Annotated in this window: 20 protein-coding genes and 1 pseudogene; 1 reads left to right on the top strand and 20 read right to left on the bottom strand. The window is 40.3% G+C overall.

The features are described 5' to 3' along the window. Positions 1–118 precede the first annotated feature (118 nt). From EPL05_RS14470 to dinB, 8 genes and pseudogenes are all read right to left on the bottom strand, one after another. Positions 119–670: pseudogene (locus EPL05_RS14470) on the bottom strand (DUF932 domain-containing protein); the annotation flags it as partial. Between the two features lie 4 nt (positions 671–674). Then, positions 675–842, bottom strand: a complete 168-nt coding sequence (locus EPL05_RS24010; RefSeq protein WP_166727712.1) for a hypothetical protein — start codon at positions 840–842, stop codon at positions 675–677. Between the two features lie 4 nt (positions 843–846). Continuing rightward, on the bottom strand, positions 847–975 hold the full coding sequence (locus EPL05_RS24495) for a hypothetical protein (RefSeq protein WP_262708189.1): 129 nt from the start codon (positions 973–975) through the stop codon (positions 847–849). A 67-nt stretch (positions 976–1042) separates the two neighbouring features. Beyond that, positions 1043–1693, bottom strand: coding sequence for a hypothetical protein (locus EPL05_RS14465; protein WP_128534679.1), 651 nt, complete (start codon positions 1691–1693; stop codon positions 1043–1045). Positions 1694–2258: 565 nt separating this feature from the next. Then, positions 2259–4205 (bottom strand): PAS domain-containing sensor histidine kinase, encoded by a 1947-nt coding sequence (locus EPL05_RS14460; RefSeq protein WP_128534678.1) that lies wholly within the window; start codon positions 4203–4205, stop codon positions 2259–2261. A 227-nt stretch (positions 4206–4432) separates the two neighbouring features. Continuing rightward, positions 4433–4666, bottom strand: coding sequence for a hypothetical protein (locus EPL05_RS14455; RefSeq protein WP_128534677.1), 234 nt, complete (start codon positions 4664–4666; stop codon positions 4433–4435). A gap of 10 nt (positions 4667–4676) precedes the next feature. Continuing rightward, positions 4677–7619 carry a DNA polymerase III subunit alpha gene (locus EPL05_RS14450; RefSeq protein ID WP_128534676.1) on the bottom strand — a complete coding sequence of 981 codons (2943 nt, stop codon included), beginning with the start codon at positions 7617–7619 and terminating at the stop codon, positions 4677–4679. Positions 7620–7621: 2 nt separating this feature from the next. Further along, a complete protein-coding gene (dinB, locus tag EPL05_RS14445) occupies positions 7622–8779 on the bottom strand; it encodes a DNA polymerase IV (protein WP_128534675.1) in 1158 nt (385 codons plus the stop codon). A gap of 117 nt (positions 8780–8896) precedes the next feature. On the opposite strand from dinB, the gene EPL05_RS14440 reads away from it, so the two are divergent. Then, positions 8897–9133, top strand: coding sequence for a hypothetical protein (locus EPL05_RS14440; protein WP_128534674.1), 237 nt, complete (start codon positions 8897–8899; stop codon positions 9131–9133). Between the two features lie 53 nt (positions 9134–9186). Here the strand turns inward: EPL05_RS14440 and EPL05_RS14435 are convergent, their stop codons facing one another. From EPL05_RS14435 to EPL05_RS14380, 12 genes are all read right to left on the bottom strand, one after another. Next, the gene (locus EPL05_RS14435) at positions 9187–9411 is read right to left on the bottom strand and encodes a DUF4287 domain-containing protein (RefSeq protein ID WP_128534673.1); all 225 of its coding nucleotides are present in this window, start codon (positions 9409–9411) and stop codon (positions 9187–9189) included. A gap of 87 nt (positions 9412–9498) precedes the next feature. Further along, positions 9499–10320 carry an SOS response-associated peptidase gene (locus EPL05_RS14430; protein ID WP_128534672.1) on the bottom strand — a complete coding sequence of 274 codons (822 nt, stop codon included), beginning with the start codon at positions 10318–10320 and terminating at the stop codon, positions 9499–9501. A 2-nt stretch (positions 10321–10322) separates the two neighbouring features. Continuing rightward, a complete protein-coding gene (locus EPL05_RS14425) occupies positions 10323–10559 on the bottom strand; it encodes a hypothetical protein (RefSeq protein ID WP_128534671.1) in 237 nt (78 codons plus the stop codon). Positions 10560–10630: 71 nt separating this feature from the next. After that, a complete protein-coding gene (locus tag EPL05_RS14420; RefSeq protein ID WP_128534670.1) occupies positions 10631–11401 on the bottom strand; it encodes a hypothetical protein in 771 nt (256 codons plus the stop codon). A gap of 31 nt (positions 11402–11432) precedes the next feature. Continuing rightward, positions 11433–12266 carry a DUF4138 domain-containing protein gene (locus EPL05_RS14415; RefSeq protein WP_128534669.1) on the bottom strand — a complete coding sequence of 278 codons (834 nt, stop codon included), beginning with the start codon at positions 12264–12266 and terminating at the stop codon, positions 11433–11435. A gap of 10 nt (positions 12267–12276) precedes the next feature. Further along, on the bottom strand, positions 12277–13551 hold the full coding sequence (gene traM / locus EPL05_RS14410) for a conjugative transposon protein TraM (RefSeq protein WP_128534668.1): 1275 nt from the start codon (positions 13549–13551) through the stop codon (positions 12277–12279). Positions 13552–13554: 3 nt separating this feature from the next. Continuing rightward, a complete protein-coding gene (locus tag EPL05_RS14405; protein ID WP_128534667.1) occupies positions 13555–13896 on the bottom strand; it encodes a hypothetical protein in 342 nt (113 codons plus the stop codon). Between the two features lie 4 nt (positions 13897–13900). Next, the gene (gene traK, locus EPL05_RS14400) at positions 13901–14515 is read right to left on the bottom strand and encodes a conjugative transposon protein TraK (protein ID WP_128534666.1); all 615 of its coding nucleotides are present in this window, start codon (positions 14513–14515) and stop codon (positions 13901–13903) included. Positions 14516–14539: 24 nt separating this feature from the next. Continuing rightward, a complete protein-coding gene (traJ, locus tag EPL05_RS14395) occupies positions 14540–15757 on the bottom strand; it encodes a conjugative transposon protein TraJ (protein ID WP_128534665.1) in 1218 nt (405 codons plus the stop codon). A gap of 11 nt (positions 15758–15768) precedes the next feature. Then, on the bottom strand, positions 15769–16416 hold the full coding sequence (locus EPL05_RS14390; protein WP_128534664.1) for a TerB family tellurite resistance protein: 648 nt from the start codon (positions 16414–16416) through the stop codon (positions 15769–15771). A 7-nt stretch (positions 16417–16423) separates the two neighbouring features. After that, positions 16424–17116 (bottom strand): hypothetical protein, encoded by a 693-nt coding sequence (locus EPL05_RS14385; RefSeq protein WP_128534663.1) that lies wholly within the window; start codon positions 17114–17116, stop codon positions 16424–16426. Beyond that, positions 17103–17786 (bottom strand): conjugal transfer protein TraI, encoded by a 684-nt coding sequence (locus tag EPL05_RS14380; RefSeq protein ID WP_243837293.1) that lies wholly within the window; start codon positions 17784–17786, stop codon positions 17103–17105. The genes EPL05_RS14385 and EPL05_RS14380 overlap by 14 nt, the downstream gene beginning before the upstream one ends. Positions 17787–17797: the final 11 nt, after the last annotated feature.

Here is a 17797-nt window from a genome sequence, read left to right as displayed (position 1 = left end):
GTCGGATGGACTTTATTAGATAAGCCGCTAACACCAGCATTCCACTGGATTGATTAAAAGTTAAATCCACCCTTACGGGTGAGACCCGTACAGCTTATTAGGCTGCACAACGAGTCGCACTGTTGTTGCAAACGATCCTGATCGGTGTAAACGCTGCGGTAATACTCCCTAAACCATCGTGCGAAGTTGTTAAAAACAAATATTGCTCTATCCAGTCTTTTGTACCCACCCGAATATAATCGGGCAGTTTAGCGGTAATGAAAACACGTTCGCCGTTACCCAATGCGCCCGCCGTTTCGTATAGAATACCATCGCCACCACCTACAATAGCATCAAAAAATGAAAACGCATCACGGTTTTGCACGACTTCATAATCATTGCCAACTACTCCTAAAACCTGCTCGGTGTCTGCCCGAACGGTTGCAAAGAAATTAGGCACTTCTATTTCAGGTATCATTATATCATCGCTACCCTCACCCAAATGATTAGCGGTATCATAAGTAAACAAGGGGCGTTTTTCCACTATATAATCCAGCCCTGCGTGTTGTATCGCTTCGCTACTGGTTGGATAACGGTCTATAATTTGCCCTAACCCGTGCCAGGCTTTTTCCTTTACACTCATAAAGCTGTTTTTGCCTGTTTTCTGATTGAAATTTATTTGATGTGCCATAATGTTATTTTTTAGTGTTCAGTTCAATGATTTTTGTTTGTAAGACTTCCACATTTGGGGTACTGCTCACCTGTAAAACCGTTTCGGTTTGCAGTTCCTGTATAGCATCGTGTATGTTGCTATGTGTGGTTTTTATGGTGACTTTCACCAGTAAAAAGATTTTATCCTCCATTGCCTTAAAGTTGGTAGGTGTTCATAAAATCGCTTAACTCTAATTGAAACCGTGCGGGGTTTTCCTGCGCTAAAGTTTCGGCGTAACCCTCCCAAAATATTTGGTTGGTTAACTCTATAAATTGCTCGTACATAGGAATTGCTGTTTTTTGTGAAACCATAAAAAAATGCTCCCGACGATATGCCGGGAGCATAGTTTGTTTAAGCATTGGGGAAAATGATGTTTGCTTCAATGTCGGCCAGTTTTTCGTGGCAAGCATCAAATATGAATTGTGAAACCATGCGGATAAGGTTTGGCGTGTTGGTCACAAACTCTCTGTTTTTATCGTCCTTGATAATCAGCTTGCAACCCTGATAAGGGTTATTTTCCAGTTCGTCGTTTTCCTCCACCAGTTTCACTTCAAAATCTTCCAGTAACTTGATGCGGGATAACAGGGTAATCCGTTGGATGCTTAGGCGGTGCAAGCTGTCAACCGATTTTAAAGTTTGCTCTAAGTTAAAAGCGTATTTTTTAGGCTCGGCTTTCACTTCTTCCACTTTGGCGGGTTCTGCTTTGACTACTTCCACTTTTACCACTTCGGCTTTTGGTGCTTCGTCTAAACCTTCCCCTGTGATATAGGGAGCAATGTTAGCGGGTTGGTTATCCACTGTAGCGGGGCTACTGGGTTTAACCTCGTTGGCGTTGTGTGCCTCAACTTGCGGAGTTTGGGCAGGTTTTTGATCTGTAGCTTTTCCATCTTCTTTGGCTTCCTTTCCTGTTAGGCTTGGGCGGTTTTCAACTCTGTTTGCTGTTTGGTTTTTTTTTGCTGCTGTACCTTGTACTGCGGTTGCACTTTTTTCTGCTGTTTTCATTTTTTAAATGATTTAAAAGGATTAAAAATTTATTTTTCGTTTCCCTCTTTTCCCGAAGACTTTCCCTAAAAAGCTATTTTTCAAAAGAAAAAACGGAAAAAAAGAAAGCAAAAAAAGGGTGCCCGCAGCAGGCAAAAGGAAACGGAATAAGTCCCGCAGGGTGAACAGGCCGAGGAACGAGGGCGGTTCATTATGCCGTAGTCTTTTGCGGGTTTTTAAGAAATTTTTAAGAAATGCGGGCAAAACCTTAGCTGCCTTTTTCTCCGTTTCGATTGGAAAATAGCTACTGAAAGCAATCTGATATTTTAGCAGTAGGTCAAGTGCAGCATGAAGGCAAGCGAAGCTTTTCCCGGCGCAATGCAATAAGCGGGTAAACGAGTGCAGTTCTGAATAATGCTCTTGGGCGGACTTTTAAGGAGTTATAAAATAAAGCAAATGCTTTTGAAGTGAAGCGAAAATGCAGGAGCGGATTTATCGCAATGAATTTTAAAGATTTCCAGGGATGGCTATCAAAGGTCAGAGAAGATGAATAATCAGGCTAAAAGGTAATTTTATTCTGTCTAAATTAATCACGTGTCAGCGGCAAGCTAAAATAGAAAGTAGAACCCTTTCCAATTTCACTTTCAGCCCATATTTTTCCATCATGCCGCTGAATGATCTCTGCGCTTAAATATAACCCGATTCCGAAACCTGAAATGTTCCTCGTGTGATCACTTTCCACGCGATAGTAACGTTCAAATAATTTATCTATATCAGCCTCATCAATGCCCATTCCTTCGTCCCGGACGCTTACCTGAGCGTTGTTATCAACTACTAAACATTTCACCTCAATTACTTTCCCTTTAGGAGAATATTTTACAGCATTACTGATTAAATTCGAGATCACAGAAGATATTTTGTCATTATCTGCGCTTACCATTATTGGATTACAAGGCTCAAAATGGATTTCGTGGCTGGAAACTGTTAATTCAATTTCACTGATCGTTTCTTCCAACAAATGCTCCAGATTTATTTCCTGCCTGTCGATCTGAATTTTACTGGATTCTAAACGAGAAATATTTAAAAATCCATTGATCATAGCGGTCATTTTTTTGACCTGTGTGTTTGCCTTTTCCATCGCGCCGGAAAGAAAGCTATCGTCACTAATTTTTAGCTTGGCATTGGCCAGCTGTATAATGGCTGTAAGTGACGTTAGCGGCGTTTTAAGTTCATGACTGACCATCCCAATAAAGTCATTTTTTCGCATTTCATCCGATTTTTGTTCGGTTATATCGAGCAATGTGCCTAATAGTCTTGATGGCTTATTTTCGTCATCGTAGTATACTTTTCCCTCTGCTTGCACCCATCGGGTTTCATTGCCTTTTTCGACCCTCGCTTTATAAAATAACTGGCCGGTATTATAGGCTTTTTCAAAGGCTTTATCACGTACCATAAGATCCTGCGGATGAATGGCAGCTAAATATTGACTATGGTCTGACGTATTATCTATTCCCATAATCTCATCAAAACGCGGCGAGGTTACAACGGTGTCATCAAGGAAATTGTAGTCAAACGTACCAATTTTAGCCGCTTCAATAGCTAACCTCGCCCGTTCTTCGGCTTCCTCAACGTTTTGCCTTGCGTTAACCTGTTCTGTTACTTCAACCGCGACCGCAGCAATGCCATAAATTTTATCGTCGCTGTCTTTTAGTGCTTCGTACACAAAATTTAAATAAACCAGTTGTAGTTCTCCATTTCTGAATAGATTAACTGGTAGTTCATTAGCAATAAAACGTTCACCGGTTGAAAATACATTACTTAACAACACATCAATACCTTGTCCTATTACTTCGGGCAAACCCTCAAATACCGGTTTATTGATCACCTGTTCGTAGGTTTTACCCCATAGCTCAAGCACTTTTTGATTAACGATCTCTATTACATAATCAGGGCCTCTAAAAACGGCCATAGCTACCGGGGCATGGCTTATCAGGTTACGCAAGTTTTCCTCACTACGTTTTAAGGCAACGTTACTTTCTTTAAGTTTTTGAATGTTTTTTAAGTTTTCGGTCGTCTCTATAACTGTTACCAAAACGCCTCCTACCGTTTCGTCGTCATTATATATCGGGCTGTAGGAGAAATCAAAAAAACATTCTTCCACATACCCATTCCGGTCAAGCGGTAGCATAAAATTGGGGAAACCTACCGCAGTGCCTTCCATTACGCCATCAAACATAGAAGCGATAATATGCCATATTTCAGCAAATGTTTCGCGGGTGCTGATACCCATAGCCTGTGGATGTTTTGTTGACCCAAGTATTGGCCGGTAGCCATCATTGTAAAGTTGTATATATTCCTTCCCCCAGGCTATGTACATTGGGAAAGGTGTTGAAAGCATAATGCTGGTAGCCAGCCGTAGGCTTTGAGGCCATTGATCAACCGGGCCAATAGGTGTTTTTGACCAATCTATTGATCGGATCAACTCTCCCATTTCATCGCCACCCTTTAAAAAATGGTAATCAGCATTTGTCATTGTTTAAAATAGCTATTTAGATAGGTAAAAATAAAGGATTAGATCGAAAATCATAATTTTAAATAATAGGTGACGTAATCATAATTTATAAATCTTATGATTGATCTTAAATTGAATTTTTTAGGCCCGGAACTTTTACATGTTCATCTGTCAGTGATTAGAACGGCATCCTTTTCGCCAGGAAAGATATAGTGTAAAGCGCGGCCGCAGGGACAGCCCGAATTCTGTTATCTATGTACGTGTGCAATTTGGTGGGCGATCAAACTAATATCATGGTCGTTATAGCTTGCCTCCCCAATAATTTTAAACACGCCGTTCTTTTGGCTTGCCAAATAACCTTTGAACAACCCTTTTTCTGTTATCATGAAACAAGGCCCTTTTTCACCTGGCATTTTCTTTATATCCAACTGCAAGTCGGCCTGTCCTGTAGATAATATACATTGTATTTGAAACCTATCCATAACCATTAATTTATTCCATAACCGGATTAGCCAAAATCGGAAGTTTAGCAAACTTTAAAACCTCAATGCTCGCGAAGCCAAATTCCTGCACTACCTTACCAAACATTAAGTAGCAACCTGCTCCTCTGAAGGGATAAGCGGGTGTTGAATTTGGAAAATGTACGGTATCAAAAAAATTGCCTTCTGCATCTAAAAAAGTCCCAAACCACATATTCTTACCGGTTTTAGTATGGACAGTTTTTTCGCAAACATAAAGGCCTACCATTCTGACCATCTGCCCGATGTGATTAATCAAATCATTTGCAGATAATTCGCCCCGGTAATCAGTTTCCAGCAGATCGAACATGGATATACTCAATGAAAAGCCTAAAATTTCGAGTTCGTGGTAAGCATTTTCCAGATCAGTATTTACCAATACCGGCAGGCTATAATTTTTTGCTTCCAGTTTAAACAACTCGTTGTCATTGGTTACTCTGACTTTGGCACCCATTAGCAGATGAACCTCCCAAAGCAATTCCTTTTTATTTTTGCCTGTAAAACGCAGTGCACCTACCCGTATCAATATAATAGCCTGCTCCAATCCTAAACCTGTTCTTTTAACCAGGTCTTCCAAACTTAGATAAAGGCCATTTTCCTGCCGTTCCTCGGGTATTGATGTAATAAAAGTATCAGTTAACCCATGAACACCGACAAAGCCCAGGTAAACATCACTGCCCATAATATTAACAATACTATCACTATGGTTTACACACGGTAGATGGACATTAGCGCCAGATTTTTGGAGTTCATGAACATAAAGCGCACGATTATAAAATCCTCCGTAATTATTCAAAACGGCTACCATAAATTCTTTGGGGTAGTACGTTTTTAAAAACAAACTCTGATAGCTTTCTACCGCAAAACTGGCCGAGTGCGCCTTTGAAAAGCTGTAGCCGGCAAATGATGATACCTGCCGCCAAACTTCGGCTACTACATCATCGGGCCTGCCCAGTTTTTTTGCTTCTTCAAAAAAACGTTCGACCAAACGGTCAAACTCTTTTTTTGAACGATATTTTCCGCTCATTCCCCTTCTTAGAATATCTGCATCTGTACCGTCCATACCTGCGAAGTGAATACATATTTTAATCACATCCTCCTGATAAACCATTACCCCATAAGTTTCTTTCAACTGGTCTTCCATAACCGGGTGAAGATAATTGACTGTTTCAGGTGCATGATGGTATTTGATATAAGCGCCCATCATTCCCGAACTCGCTACACCGGGGCGGATAATTGAACTGGCCGCAACCAACACGAGGTAATTGTCGCAATTGAGTTTTCTGATCAACTGGCGCATGGCAGGTGATTCGATATAAAAGCAGCCGATGGTATTACCGGTTCGTAGTTGTGCATTAACTACCGGGTCTTTCATAAAAAGCTTGACCTGGTGAATATCAATTTTACGTTGTTGGTTTTCTTCAACTAATTTGACTGCCATTTTAATATGCCCGATACCCCGCTGGCTTAAAATATCATATTTATCAAAACCTATTTTCTCCGCTTCGTACATATCCCACTGGACAGTAGCCATGCCTTTAGGTGGCAGGTCAAGCGCGGTGTAATAGGTTATCGGGTCTTCCGAAATCAGCACCCCTCCGGCATGAATGGAGCGTTGATTAGGCATATTCGCCATACGCTCATAGATAGCTGTGATTTTTTTAAAGGTGGCATTGTTACGGTTAACCGCTGCCCGTGTCTGATCTGTAAAACCGTCGATCTCCGATTTAGGCAAACCCATAACCTTACCAATTTCCCGTATAATACTCCGGTCTTTAAAAGTTGACATCGTACCTAATAAAGCAGTATGTTGACTTCCGTACCTTTTAAAAATATAATCCTGCACATCTTCCCGTTCATCCCAGGAATAATCTATATCGAAATCAGGGGGTGATGTACGCTGAGCGTTTAAGAAGCGTTCAAAATAAAGGTTCAATTCTATGGGATCAACGTCTGTTATTTTAAGGCAATAAGCGACAATGCTGTTCGCACCTGATCCACGGCCAACATGATAATATCCCTGTGATGATGAATACCGAATAATATCCCAGGTGATCAAAAAATAGGCGCAAAAGTCCAGTTCATAAATTACTTTCAGTTCATGTTTGACTTTTTTGAGTGCTTCTTTATTACTTTTGCCATAACGGTACTCCATACCGCTCATTGCCAGTTTTTCCAGTAGTTCCTTATCGTTTTTTTTATTGCCTGTAAAAGTCCTGCGATTAAGATTGATCCGGCCTTTAGGATAATCCATGATGCAACTGTTCATCAGTTTGCGGGTATTATCTAAAATAAAAGCGTACCGTGAAAATTTGGCCTCCAGTTGTCCCGGTGGCAGGAACATATCCGTTGGGGTACATTTATCCTCCGGCTTTACCAAAGTTAGCAACGCATTGAGATCAATCCCTCTCAAATATTCGTGGAGGCGGTATTCAATTTTATCCAATACAAAAACCGGCTGCAACGCCACCAGTTTGTCTTTCAGGGCTAACAAGTCTTTGTTAAATAATTGGTTAAGCTGATCGAAGCGGATACCTAAATATTCATTTTTTTTTAATTCCGCCTGGTGTCCATAAGCATAAATAGTAAACGCATACTTAAATGCCGGTGCGATAACAGGTAACGGCTTCTTTTCCAAATTATGTTCAGTCAGAAAGTCGTTGAGTTCTTTCATACCCTCCCGATTCTGTGCTATCCCTATATAAAGCAAATGCTTATCCCTGCGAAATTCTATGCCACCGATGGGTTTAACTGCTTTTTCATCACATTCCCGCATGAACTCCATGATACCCGTGGAGTTATTAATATCTGTGAGTACCATTTGGGTAATACCACGCGCTGCGGCTTCCTCAACCAGTTTTGGTATGGGCATCGTGCCGTAGCGCAGGCTATATTGTGAATGGACGTTTAGATACATGGCTATAAATTTAGATCGATACCAGAAGCCAGTTTAATAGAATCCGGGCCGAAACGTCTTCGTATCTTGTCCATTGCCTGGCAAAGACTGTATTGTTCTTCGGACTCACTGTACAGATCAATTTGTTCAAAGCCGCTCACGAGGTTGGACAGGCGAACGCCGACCAAACGGATCAGAATCCGTTTTTGATAGAGCTGTTTAAACAATTCCTTAGTCTTCGTAATTAATACGCCGTCCAAAGCTGTGTAAGGAATGCGCATTTGTTTGGTTACATCCTCAAATGTGGAATAGCGAACGGTAACCGTTATACAGGCAGTCTGCTTTTTCTTTTGTCTTAGTTCAAAAGCCAGCTCCATCACCATGGAAGTTAACAGATGATTGATCGTTTCAACATCAATGCTATCCTGTTTGAAGGTACATTGTGTACCAATGGTTTTTTGTTCATGATAAGGGATAACCGGTGATTCATCAATTCCCTTGGCTTTTTGTAAAAGCCAAAGCCCGTTTTTTCCTAAAATACTTGTCATATATTCAGGATGGACCTGGGCAAGCGTATGAATTTTTTTAATACCCATATCGCTTAACTTGATGAAAGTTTTTTCACCTAAGCCGGGGATCTTCCGAATAGATAGGGGGTTCAAAAACGGCTGAACAATACCTTTTTCAATACTTAATTCACCATTAGGTTTACACTCGTTGGTGGCCATTTTCGAAACGGTTTTATTGACAGATAAGCCAAAAGAAATCGGCAAACCTGTTTCTTTGATCACTTTTGATCTTATTTCTTTGGCGCATTTAAGTGTACCGTAATGTTTGTCCATACCGGTCATATCAATGTAGTGCTCGTCAATACTCGCTTTTTCAAGCAACGGAACTTCACCCTGAATGATCTCTGTAATTTCATGTGAAGCTTTGGAATATTCATCCATACTTCCTCTTATCCAAATACCGTGTGGACATAAACGGCGAGCCAAACGCGCAGGCATGGCCGAATGGACACCAAATTTCCGTGCTTCATAACTGCAAGATGCAACCACCCCGCGATCTGACAGGCTGCCGATAATAACCGGTTTACCCACTAAAGCAGGGTTTTTTCGTACCTCAACGGATACGAAAAAAGCATCTTGATCCATGTGAATTATCTGGCGGTCTGTATTCATTATCCTATAAACATTTGCGGGCTATAAAATTATGCTAAAAATATTAGCATTTCATAGACTGTTTACAAATAATTTTGCAGATTTGTTTTCCTGTATTGTTTATCAGTAAATTAGAATATGGAAACAGAGGCTTTTGAAATAATAGTAGATATCCATGGGATGCAGAGGCTCCAAGTGCAAGACTATGCGGACGGCGCGGACAGACCGTGTAAATTCGAGGTATTTGATAATGGAAAACTAATGCTTAGTCTTGAACCCGATAGTGGATCATTCAAGGTATTTAGCAACCCTGACAACCTAAATGAAAAAGTTGTAGATCAATTGATATGTGCCATAGAAAGCCATTATTTATAAGAATTGAAATACCTAACAGCGGGAGATCAACTTGATAAAACCAGGTTAAAACTTTATTCGGAATCTTTCATACTATGGTAAATAGCTAATCCGTGTCCATGCCCCAATTCAAAATCCGCTTTTAGCCAGGCAATAACTTCTGCGGGTTTCACCGTTGGTTTTAGTGTCCCATTCTCGAAATAGCCCTTAGCTATAGCCAGTTCCTTAAAGTCGGCTGGCGTTTTACCTGTTTTCTTTTTGATGGTGGCGTAGTAAGCGGTTAAATTGATCTTATTCATTGAATTATAGTAAATGTAATGGATATCTTAATATGCCATTTTTCCAGTTGTTCATCTGTTAACTCACGCAAAAATTGCATAAAAATTTTAATCTGCAAATGCAGTTTCAAAAGCTGGCAGGTCTTCTTCTTTATATTCAAAGGGTGTCGCGGGTTCTTCCGATTCCCTGAAACTCTTGTCAACAGAACAAAATTCCATTTCCTTAGATGAATATTGCGTTGAAGCAATTTCGGTAATTCGTTCTTCACTCAAATCACCAAACATCCACTCGTAAGCCAGTTCATCATTTAAAATGGTTGGCATTCTAAGTTTGCCATTATGAATTTCCCGCATTAATCCATTCGCTGCGGTAGTAACAACAGAAACTGTTTCTATATGCTCCCCGGTTTCCTGATCTGTCCAGGCTTGCCAAATTCCGGCCATATAAAAATATTCGTGCTCTTTAAGGCTAATGTAGTATGGGTATTTAACTGCTTTTTTAACCGGCTCACCCGTTCTTTTATTCTTTGGATATATATCACGCCATTCAAAAAAACCTGTAGAAAGTACTAAGCAGCGGCGTTTTAACGCCGCATCACGATACATTTTTCGGGGGAAAAGCATTTCCTCCGCTTTAGCATTCATGGTGAGGTACTGCACAAATTTTTTGGTAACGGGGTCAACGTAACCCGCCCGGTTTTTTTTAACTTCTTCCCGGTTCTTCCAGTAAGGCGGTATAAATCCCCATTCCATCTGAACGATGTCGAAATTCGTTTCATCTTCAGTACGTTTTAAAACTGCCACGTTTCCATAATTAAACCCATGATGTAGTTTCACATTCAGGAAATCATATTTTTTTACCGAGCGTTCAAGGTTAAGTAACCTGATGAACTCTGCTCTTGAAACTTTTTGACCGTTGTAATAACACATACCTATTTGTTTTTTAAATACTCTGCAATTCTTGCACCAAAAAATTCAGCTTCTTTCTGGCGGCCTTGGGGGATAGATGTCCAAAATGGGCGATTACCGCCCAACGCTTCGTGAACGACCAATGCCGGTCTTTTATCTGAAAATTCAATTCTGAAAACTTCGTCATTCGCTACGATATGACTGGTTACAACCATAGTAATGTCGGATAATATAATTTCAAAAGTAGGGCTGGTTTCCATAAAAGAATAAATTTACAATTTTTGGAGCAATAAAAAAGGAGGTCTTGCGACCTCCTTTTTTATGTAATTGATTAAGCGTGCATTTTCGCTTTACGCGACTGCTTTTTTACAGGAGCATCCTCCTTTTGCTGCTCGCGTTGTTTTAAGTTCCTAACCGGTTTTTGTTCAACCTGCAACAGTTCTTCCCGTTTAATTTTCTTCATCTGGTGATCATAAAGATCAACAGTCTTGAATTGGGGGTTGGCGGCAATGAAATACTTTTTATCACCGTCCTCACCGCCTACGGTTATCTGCTGTGCATTCCCTTTTTTTAAGGAATACATTAATTCGTCTTTAGCTTTAGGGTCTTCCAGTTCCTTGATACCTTTTCCTGCAATAACCTTGTCAATATCATATCCATAGTTCTCATGGTAATGCTTGATCTTTTTGTTGCCGTTTTCAGTTAGGTTCTTATCATCAAGCGTTAACCACGATTGATATTTTTGCCCTTCCAAATTGTAAAGCTGTTTGTGAACGGCCCTGCCTTCCATTAGATTAAAAGCTTCTTTGGCAGTAATGCCACTACCTTTATTAATAAAAAAGGATTGATGGACGTCTTTGGCCGGATCATCCTTGTGATTTACTGTGGCATCGTATTTATTAAAAAAATACATATCCTGATTATCACCTGCCTTAAAATGAAGGGTATAATCGACAGATTTCTGGTTAAACTCGTGGCTCAAGCCTAATTTAAAATCAGGCGTCTTAGCCGCCATTTCTTTGTCAAGCTGGCTGTTCAATGTGTCTCCAAAGCCTAAATTTAAAAGGCTTTTTTTTAAAAATTCTGCATTTTGAGTATTCATAACGTACTTGTTTAAAAAATGAAATAAATGATTAATTAAATGTATTTGCAGCAATTGCGTTTACCGGCTGCTGCGGTGCCGGGTTTATTGTTTTTAAATCGTCCAGATCCTTTTGCTTGATTTGCAGATAAAGGTGACGGTTGCCGTTTTTCTCGTATAATTCAATATTGAGCGCCTGGTCTTCCGAAAGGGAAAAACGATGAAAGCCAAACACTTTTGCGATCTCCTGTTTATGAGCAATAGCCGTTTTTTTATGCAGTGTGGTAATTAACGGTACTATTTCCTGTTCATGAGTTGCCATTCTTGTAACAGTTTTCAAATCCCTTATATAAAACCGAACAAAATCAATTTCATAAGGCAAGTTGGATTTGTTACGAATGTCAAGCCTAAAGAAAACCCTATTACCGGCAAGTGATAGTTTGTCAACCCAGGCTTTTACTCCACCAGTTTTTTCGTGATCTACGACATCTTTACGCTTACCTGTTGCTAATTGAGTAACTACTGCGCCGTAATTATAATCGGAAGTTTTAATGACCTTAACGGTCATTGCCGGTTGGCCTCCAACTTCAATTCGTCTTCCTGCTCGGCCATAAGAATATTCAACCGGGATGCGGTAAATTTTTGCAGTACTAATTTCCTGTACATTGATTTTTGTAGGCGAAAAATCCGTGTCGAGTGCTTTAATGGTAATAAGGGCATCTTCTTTTTGTGTGATATCAAAGTCAGAAGTTGATCTACTTATAATTTTGACTGCGGATTTAAAGAATAGTGCTGTCGTTTTATCACGGCTTATATAAGCGGTGTCCTGTGCAAAGGAAACTGTCCCCCAAGCACTGAAAATTAAAATAATGAATGATTTTTTCATGGCTATTTATTTAATTGTCTCTATCGTTACTGTCTTTAAGCAGCACTTCATAACCTGCTTTGACCTTAACTTTAATTTGTTTTACCTTATGATTGAAAAGCCCTTTTGCAGCTTCAACTCCTGCACTGGCTGCTTGTGTTCCAACTGATTGGTTCATTGACATCATCTGCATAGACTGAACCGCATCGCCCACGCCATTTTTTGCAGCATCACGACCAATAGATCCTGGAACATATAAACCTTCCATACCGTCCAGATCATAGACAGAAAGTGAAACCGGCAGGATATTATTCAGATAGCGGATACTTGCAATCTTAATTTCCAGGCGTTCATTATTGAGTGCACAAGTGCCATAAACGAAACTGCCTTTTGGAATCATCCTGCCGTTTACATATATGCCGTCTTCTAATCTTAGTTTGATCACCGCGCCAGTAACCAAAGTTTGATCCTCATGCACAACGGCCTGAATGGTATTACCAGCCGCTTGTTCATTTCCGGCAGAACGATGCTTTTTTCCTTTGCCGCCACCATCATAGGCCGCATATTGTACAGTCATTTGACTACCTTGATTATTATCGTCGTCGTCATCTTTGGCCGCCAACACGGGATAAACCCGTTGATGGTTCTTCAATGATTGGCTTCGTGAACGGCTATTTGTATTGCCTGGGTTTTGTATATCATTGATCTGTTGCAACATTTGTGTAAGCTGCTTCATTTCAGGGTCATTCCCGCCGTCATTATTGTTCATGGCTTTGGCCATCAATTGAAGCCTTTTGACATCCGCATTTGATTGTCCTGATGAACCCGTGTTATAATCCGGTGTTTGGGGTTGATTGATCTGCTGATTAATCGCCGCAAGCTTCGCCTGTATTTTGGCTTCGTTCATATCCGCAGTAGTTGGCGCGCCCGTTAAATTTGCTGTAGATCTCTTAGTAATAGAATCAGCCTGGTTAGCTTTGGTAGCATTCAGGCCCATTGACCGAACGAAACTTTCGCTTACGCCGCTTCCCGACGAGCTAACTGAATCCGTTTTGGCATTTTGGTAAACGTCCATTTTGTCCTGCGACTTCTGATCTTTAAACTGCGCTTGTGGTAACGTAGTATTTAATCCCTTAGTAGCTGCCGTGTCGTAAAGGGCACCACTTTGTTTTCCACCGCCCAATGCCCAAAAGCCCATTGTTGTAAATGGCAGAATGAGTAACGGTATGACCATTAAGAATTTGCGCTCCTTTAGAAATTCAGGAGTTTGTTGCGGCATTTTGCCGCTTGTTAATGTAGCTTCCATGATTTACTTTTTTATGGTTAATGAATCTGTTAATTGATGTTTATTAAATTTCGGCCCCGGCAATTCGGAAGGCATCCCGATATGTGCCGAAGTGTAGTTCTGTGAAAGTTTAGGTATCGTATATAAAGAAGAAAATGCGCTTGTAATCAATAGGATAGCCGATAAAACACCAATAGTTAGTAACAGGCTCGTTTTTCCGCGGGTAGAAAACCTGTTAAACCACCGGTTTAATGAACCTGATACCTGAAGCTGAATACCGATAATTTTTCCTGCGATCATTGCCGCGATCTTATCTGAAACCAAACTATTAGTCCCGGACTGTGAATTTTCTTTTAGTGCTTTCATAATTTTAGCGTTGAATTGTGGTGTCCCTGTTCGCCAATGTTTCCCAATGAAGTATCAAAAATCCGTGGGGGTTATTATCTGACCTGGCTACATTGCGTAAATAACCCTGCGTAATCAGGCTTCGGTTTGCCGTTGATGTTGAGCGTATCAGCTTTTGAGTTGCAAAACATTTAAAATAATAGGGATATTGGTTGATGTCCAGTTGTATGCTATCAACCGTGATCTGTTGACTGATGTTACCGGAGATCAGGTTATTGTAATAACTCTTTTCTTTGAGGTCGTTATACTGGTTTTTAGCACTTTCATCAGCGAGGTAAAGTGCTTTGCCGATATTGGCATCGATCACTTTTTCATCAGGATCAAGCGTAAAAAAATAGTGATGGAACATTCTAATATGATCCCTTGCCTCAACCGGGATATTATCCTTTCGGTCTGCAGCAAATGCTTCCAATGCCTTTCCATTGGCAAGGATATAAACATGATTACCGGCAATGTTCGCCGCTTGATAACTTTTAAAAAGTGCGTAGCAGGAAATTAGCGTACATGCTGCTATGAGCAGGTAGCTAAACAGCTTAATATGTTTGAAAGCTGTTTCGATATTTTTGAGTTGTGAAAACATATATCAAATTTTAAAGGTGAATGATTAAACTTTTTGGGGACTGATCTTGGAGGCCTGCTGGCTGTTAGCACTTTGGCCTTTATCCTGGAAATAAGGGTTTGATACTGCATTTGCAGCCATATTTTGGCTTGTATTGGATCGTTGGTTGCCAAATGCATCAGCAGCCATGCTGCCCCCTGAACTCGCCGCTCCGGCTATAGACTGACTTGTACTGCTAACTATGCTATTTACCTTTTGCAATAAACCATTGCCACCACCTGCGTTGACGATGTAATTGGCTACGCTTGGTACGGTGAAATAGCCGATAATTCCAATAATTAAGAAAATAAGGTAAGCCGTATCTGTAGAACTGAAAAATGTATCGCCAGCACTTTGAACCTGTGTTATATCCAGTTTCAGCATATTCTCCTGAACTTTTCCGATAATGGCACCGAAGATATTTGCAACCGGCAGCCAAAGGAATACATTGATATATTTAGCCAACCAGACCGTGAGCGTATGCTGAAATCCATCGAACACGGCTAACCCAAAAACTATCGGCCCCAGAATGGCAAGGATGATTAGATAGAAAGTACGAATAGTATTAATACATAATGCCGCTGATTCATAAAGCACCTGCAATACTTCCGACATCCATTCCTTGATCGAGTTACGGAAATTATAAGATGCCTTAGACATAGCGAATTTCATATCGTTACCCACGCTGGCAAGCATCCCTTCACCGCTACCGTCTTTGTCTTCTGGATGAGTATATTTATACCATTTGTCCCGGTCGCCATCCCCATCAGCACCAACATACATTTGCCAGGTGTCGGTTTTCTCTACTGCTGATTCCTTCGCTTTTAATAAGGTTGCAATAGCCGCATCAGAGTTTTGCACCATTCCACCTGTAGCACTAACTGTAGGTGACATAATTCCATTAATTATTGCAATTACCGTAGGGAATAAAAGAATAGCTAAACCCAAAGCAAAAGGGCGCATTAACGGATAAAAGTCTATCGGTTCTGCGCTGGCTATTTGTCTCCAAACCCGGCTTCCTATATAGAAAAGCGCACCAAATCCGGCAATCGCCCGACCTACGCCGATCAACTGACTGCACATCGGAAGCATATCATTATATACTCCATTTAATGTACCCTGTAAACCCTGAATATCAGTTGCAAGTCCGTCTGCTCTGGAAAATAAAGGAAAAGCTATCCCCGTTACCGCAAGAATTGCGGTTAAATAAATCTTCTTTTTCATAATTTTTTGAATTAGTTATTTATACCATAAAGCTGTTTCAAGGTGTGGGTGTCGCCTTTTTCTTTAGTTCGCTGAAGGCTGAGAATTACCCCTTGCCGGTTGAAATGCCGGAGAAATTGAAGCTTATCGGAACTGCTTGCGTAAATACGGTCTATCGCTCTCATGCGCTCATCATCAGACATTCTCAGTTTACCCGCCGTAAGCACGTTTGTTAATTCGTCGAGATTTTGCAGGCTTTGGGTTACTAACTGTGTATAGACCCTACTCATATAGGTTATTTCACTTACACTGAAAGTACCACTTTGCCTGAATTGCTTATATGAACTTTTATACTCGCTGATCAAGCTGGCCTGTTGTGTTACTATTTCGGCAATTCGCCCGTAGTTCCTTACCGTTGGGCTGATTGCTAATAAACCATTTAGATAAACGCTATGCAGGTCAAAGTTTCCTTTTGATAACTGTGATATGCTGCCATATCCCTGGGAATATATCTGATAACCGGTTTTCATATCGGTCAGGATTCCCTTCAATTGGGTCAGCTTTTCAATATCTAAAATTAATTGTTGCATTTCCTGCGCCTGGGCCTTGCTCTTTTTTGAAATTCCAAGACAGCCGAAAATCACCAGCATAGTCATGATATATTTGAAGTTCTTTTTCATAACGCTATTATTGAATACCGTAAATTTTCTTTGCCGCCATAACATTATTGTTTTCCTGCACCCTTTGGAAAACATAAACCTTGACCTGATCGCCAAACGATGAAGCAAAGCGGTAATTTTCCTGCATTGCATTGTGTATTACGCCAATGTGTTTTAGTCTTTCTTCATCACTCATTTGCAGTTTATTATCGGTAACTACATTTTGTAATTCGGTTATTTGCTCGTTGCAATCTTTAAACAATGCTGATTTCACCTGTACGATATATTTTTTTTCACTTTCGTTCAGATTCGCGGTTTTGTCCAGGCTGCCCATTCGGATTAGAATATCTTTTTGCCATTGGATGATATCGCTAACCTGTTTATTGTTCTTCACTACTGGACTGACATTTTTTAAGTTGTTGTAGTAGGTAATATGTAAACCGTTTTCTGAAGTCAATGAGCCACCAATAGAACTCAAACCATTGTGCGCGATATTATTTGCTTGTTTATAATAGGTTGCATAGACCTGCAGAGCGGCAATCTGCTGTAACAGATACTTTTTCTGCGTATTCTTCTGATCGAACCATTCAGCAAAAGTTTGCGCTTTTACCTTTGTAGCAAATGCTGACGCCGTTAAGATCATTAAAGCAAATGCCAGTAATTTTTTACTTTTCCGACGGATCTCATCCGCCTGAATTTTTAAGCGGTCAATTGATTCCATAAAGTTTTTTAATTGATTGTATATCATTTAGATCCTTACTTCGTTGCAGGCTCAATTGTATCCCCTGACTATTGAACTTGTGCAGATCATTATAATTTTCATCAAGGTGATCACTGGCTTTATTTATTAATTCCAGCCTCTGTTCATCAGTCATTTGTGTTTTGGTGGGACTAACAACAAGTATGATCTCATCTAAATTTTTAACACTTGCATCTAAAATCCCTGAATAGACCTGTTGCATATAACTTAATTCCTGCGGGTTGAAATGGCTATCCTGCCGGAACAAACTCCAGGCTTGTTTATATTCACTAACTAAAGCAGCTTGTTTTAGGGTAATATCTTTGATCCGCTGATAGTTCGCGATTACTGATTTTATCTTCCCCAATTCGGAGTAGTAGTTACTATAGAGCTGTTTTTGCTGTTCTGTCCAACCTGAAATTTCGGTCAATTTTGTTTTTGACATTTGGTTTTCAATCACCTTTTGAGCGTTTTGAAGCCAAATCGTTTTGTTCTGCATACGCTGAACTTTCAGGTCAATTGCCTTTATTACCTTGGTTACGGTCAGCTTGATAACTTCGCCAATTACAAACTGGGCATTAGCCGATTTTGCAGGTGTCAAAAGTGCTGTAGTTAAGGTAAGTAATACCAATAATTGCTTAATTTTTTTCATAAAGCCTCCCA

Origin of the sequence: Mucilaginibacter gilvus, from assembly GCF_004054195.1 — a bacterium.
GTDB lineage: Bacteria > Bacteroidota > Bacteroidia > Sphingobacteriales > Sphingobacteriaceae > Mucilaginibacter > Mucilaginibacter gilvus.
Note: the sequence above shows the minus strand (reverse complement) of the source record. Positions and strands in the feature narration are given on the sequence as shown.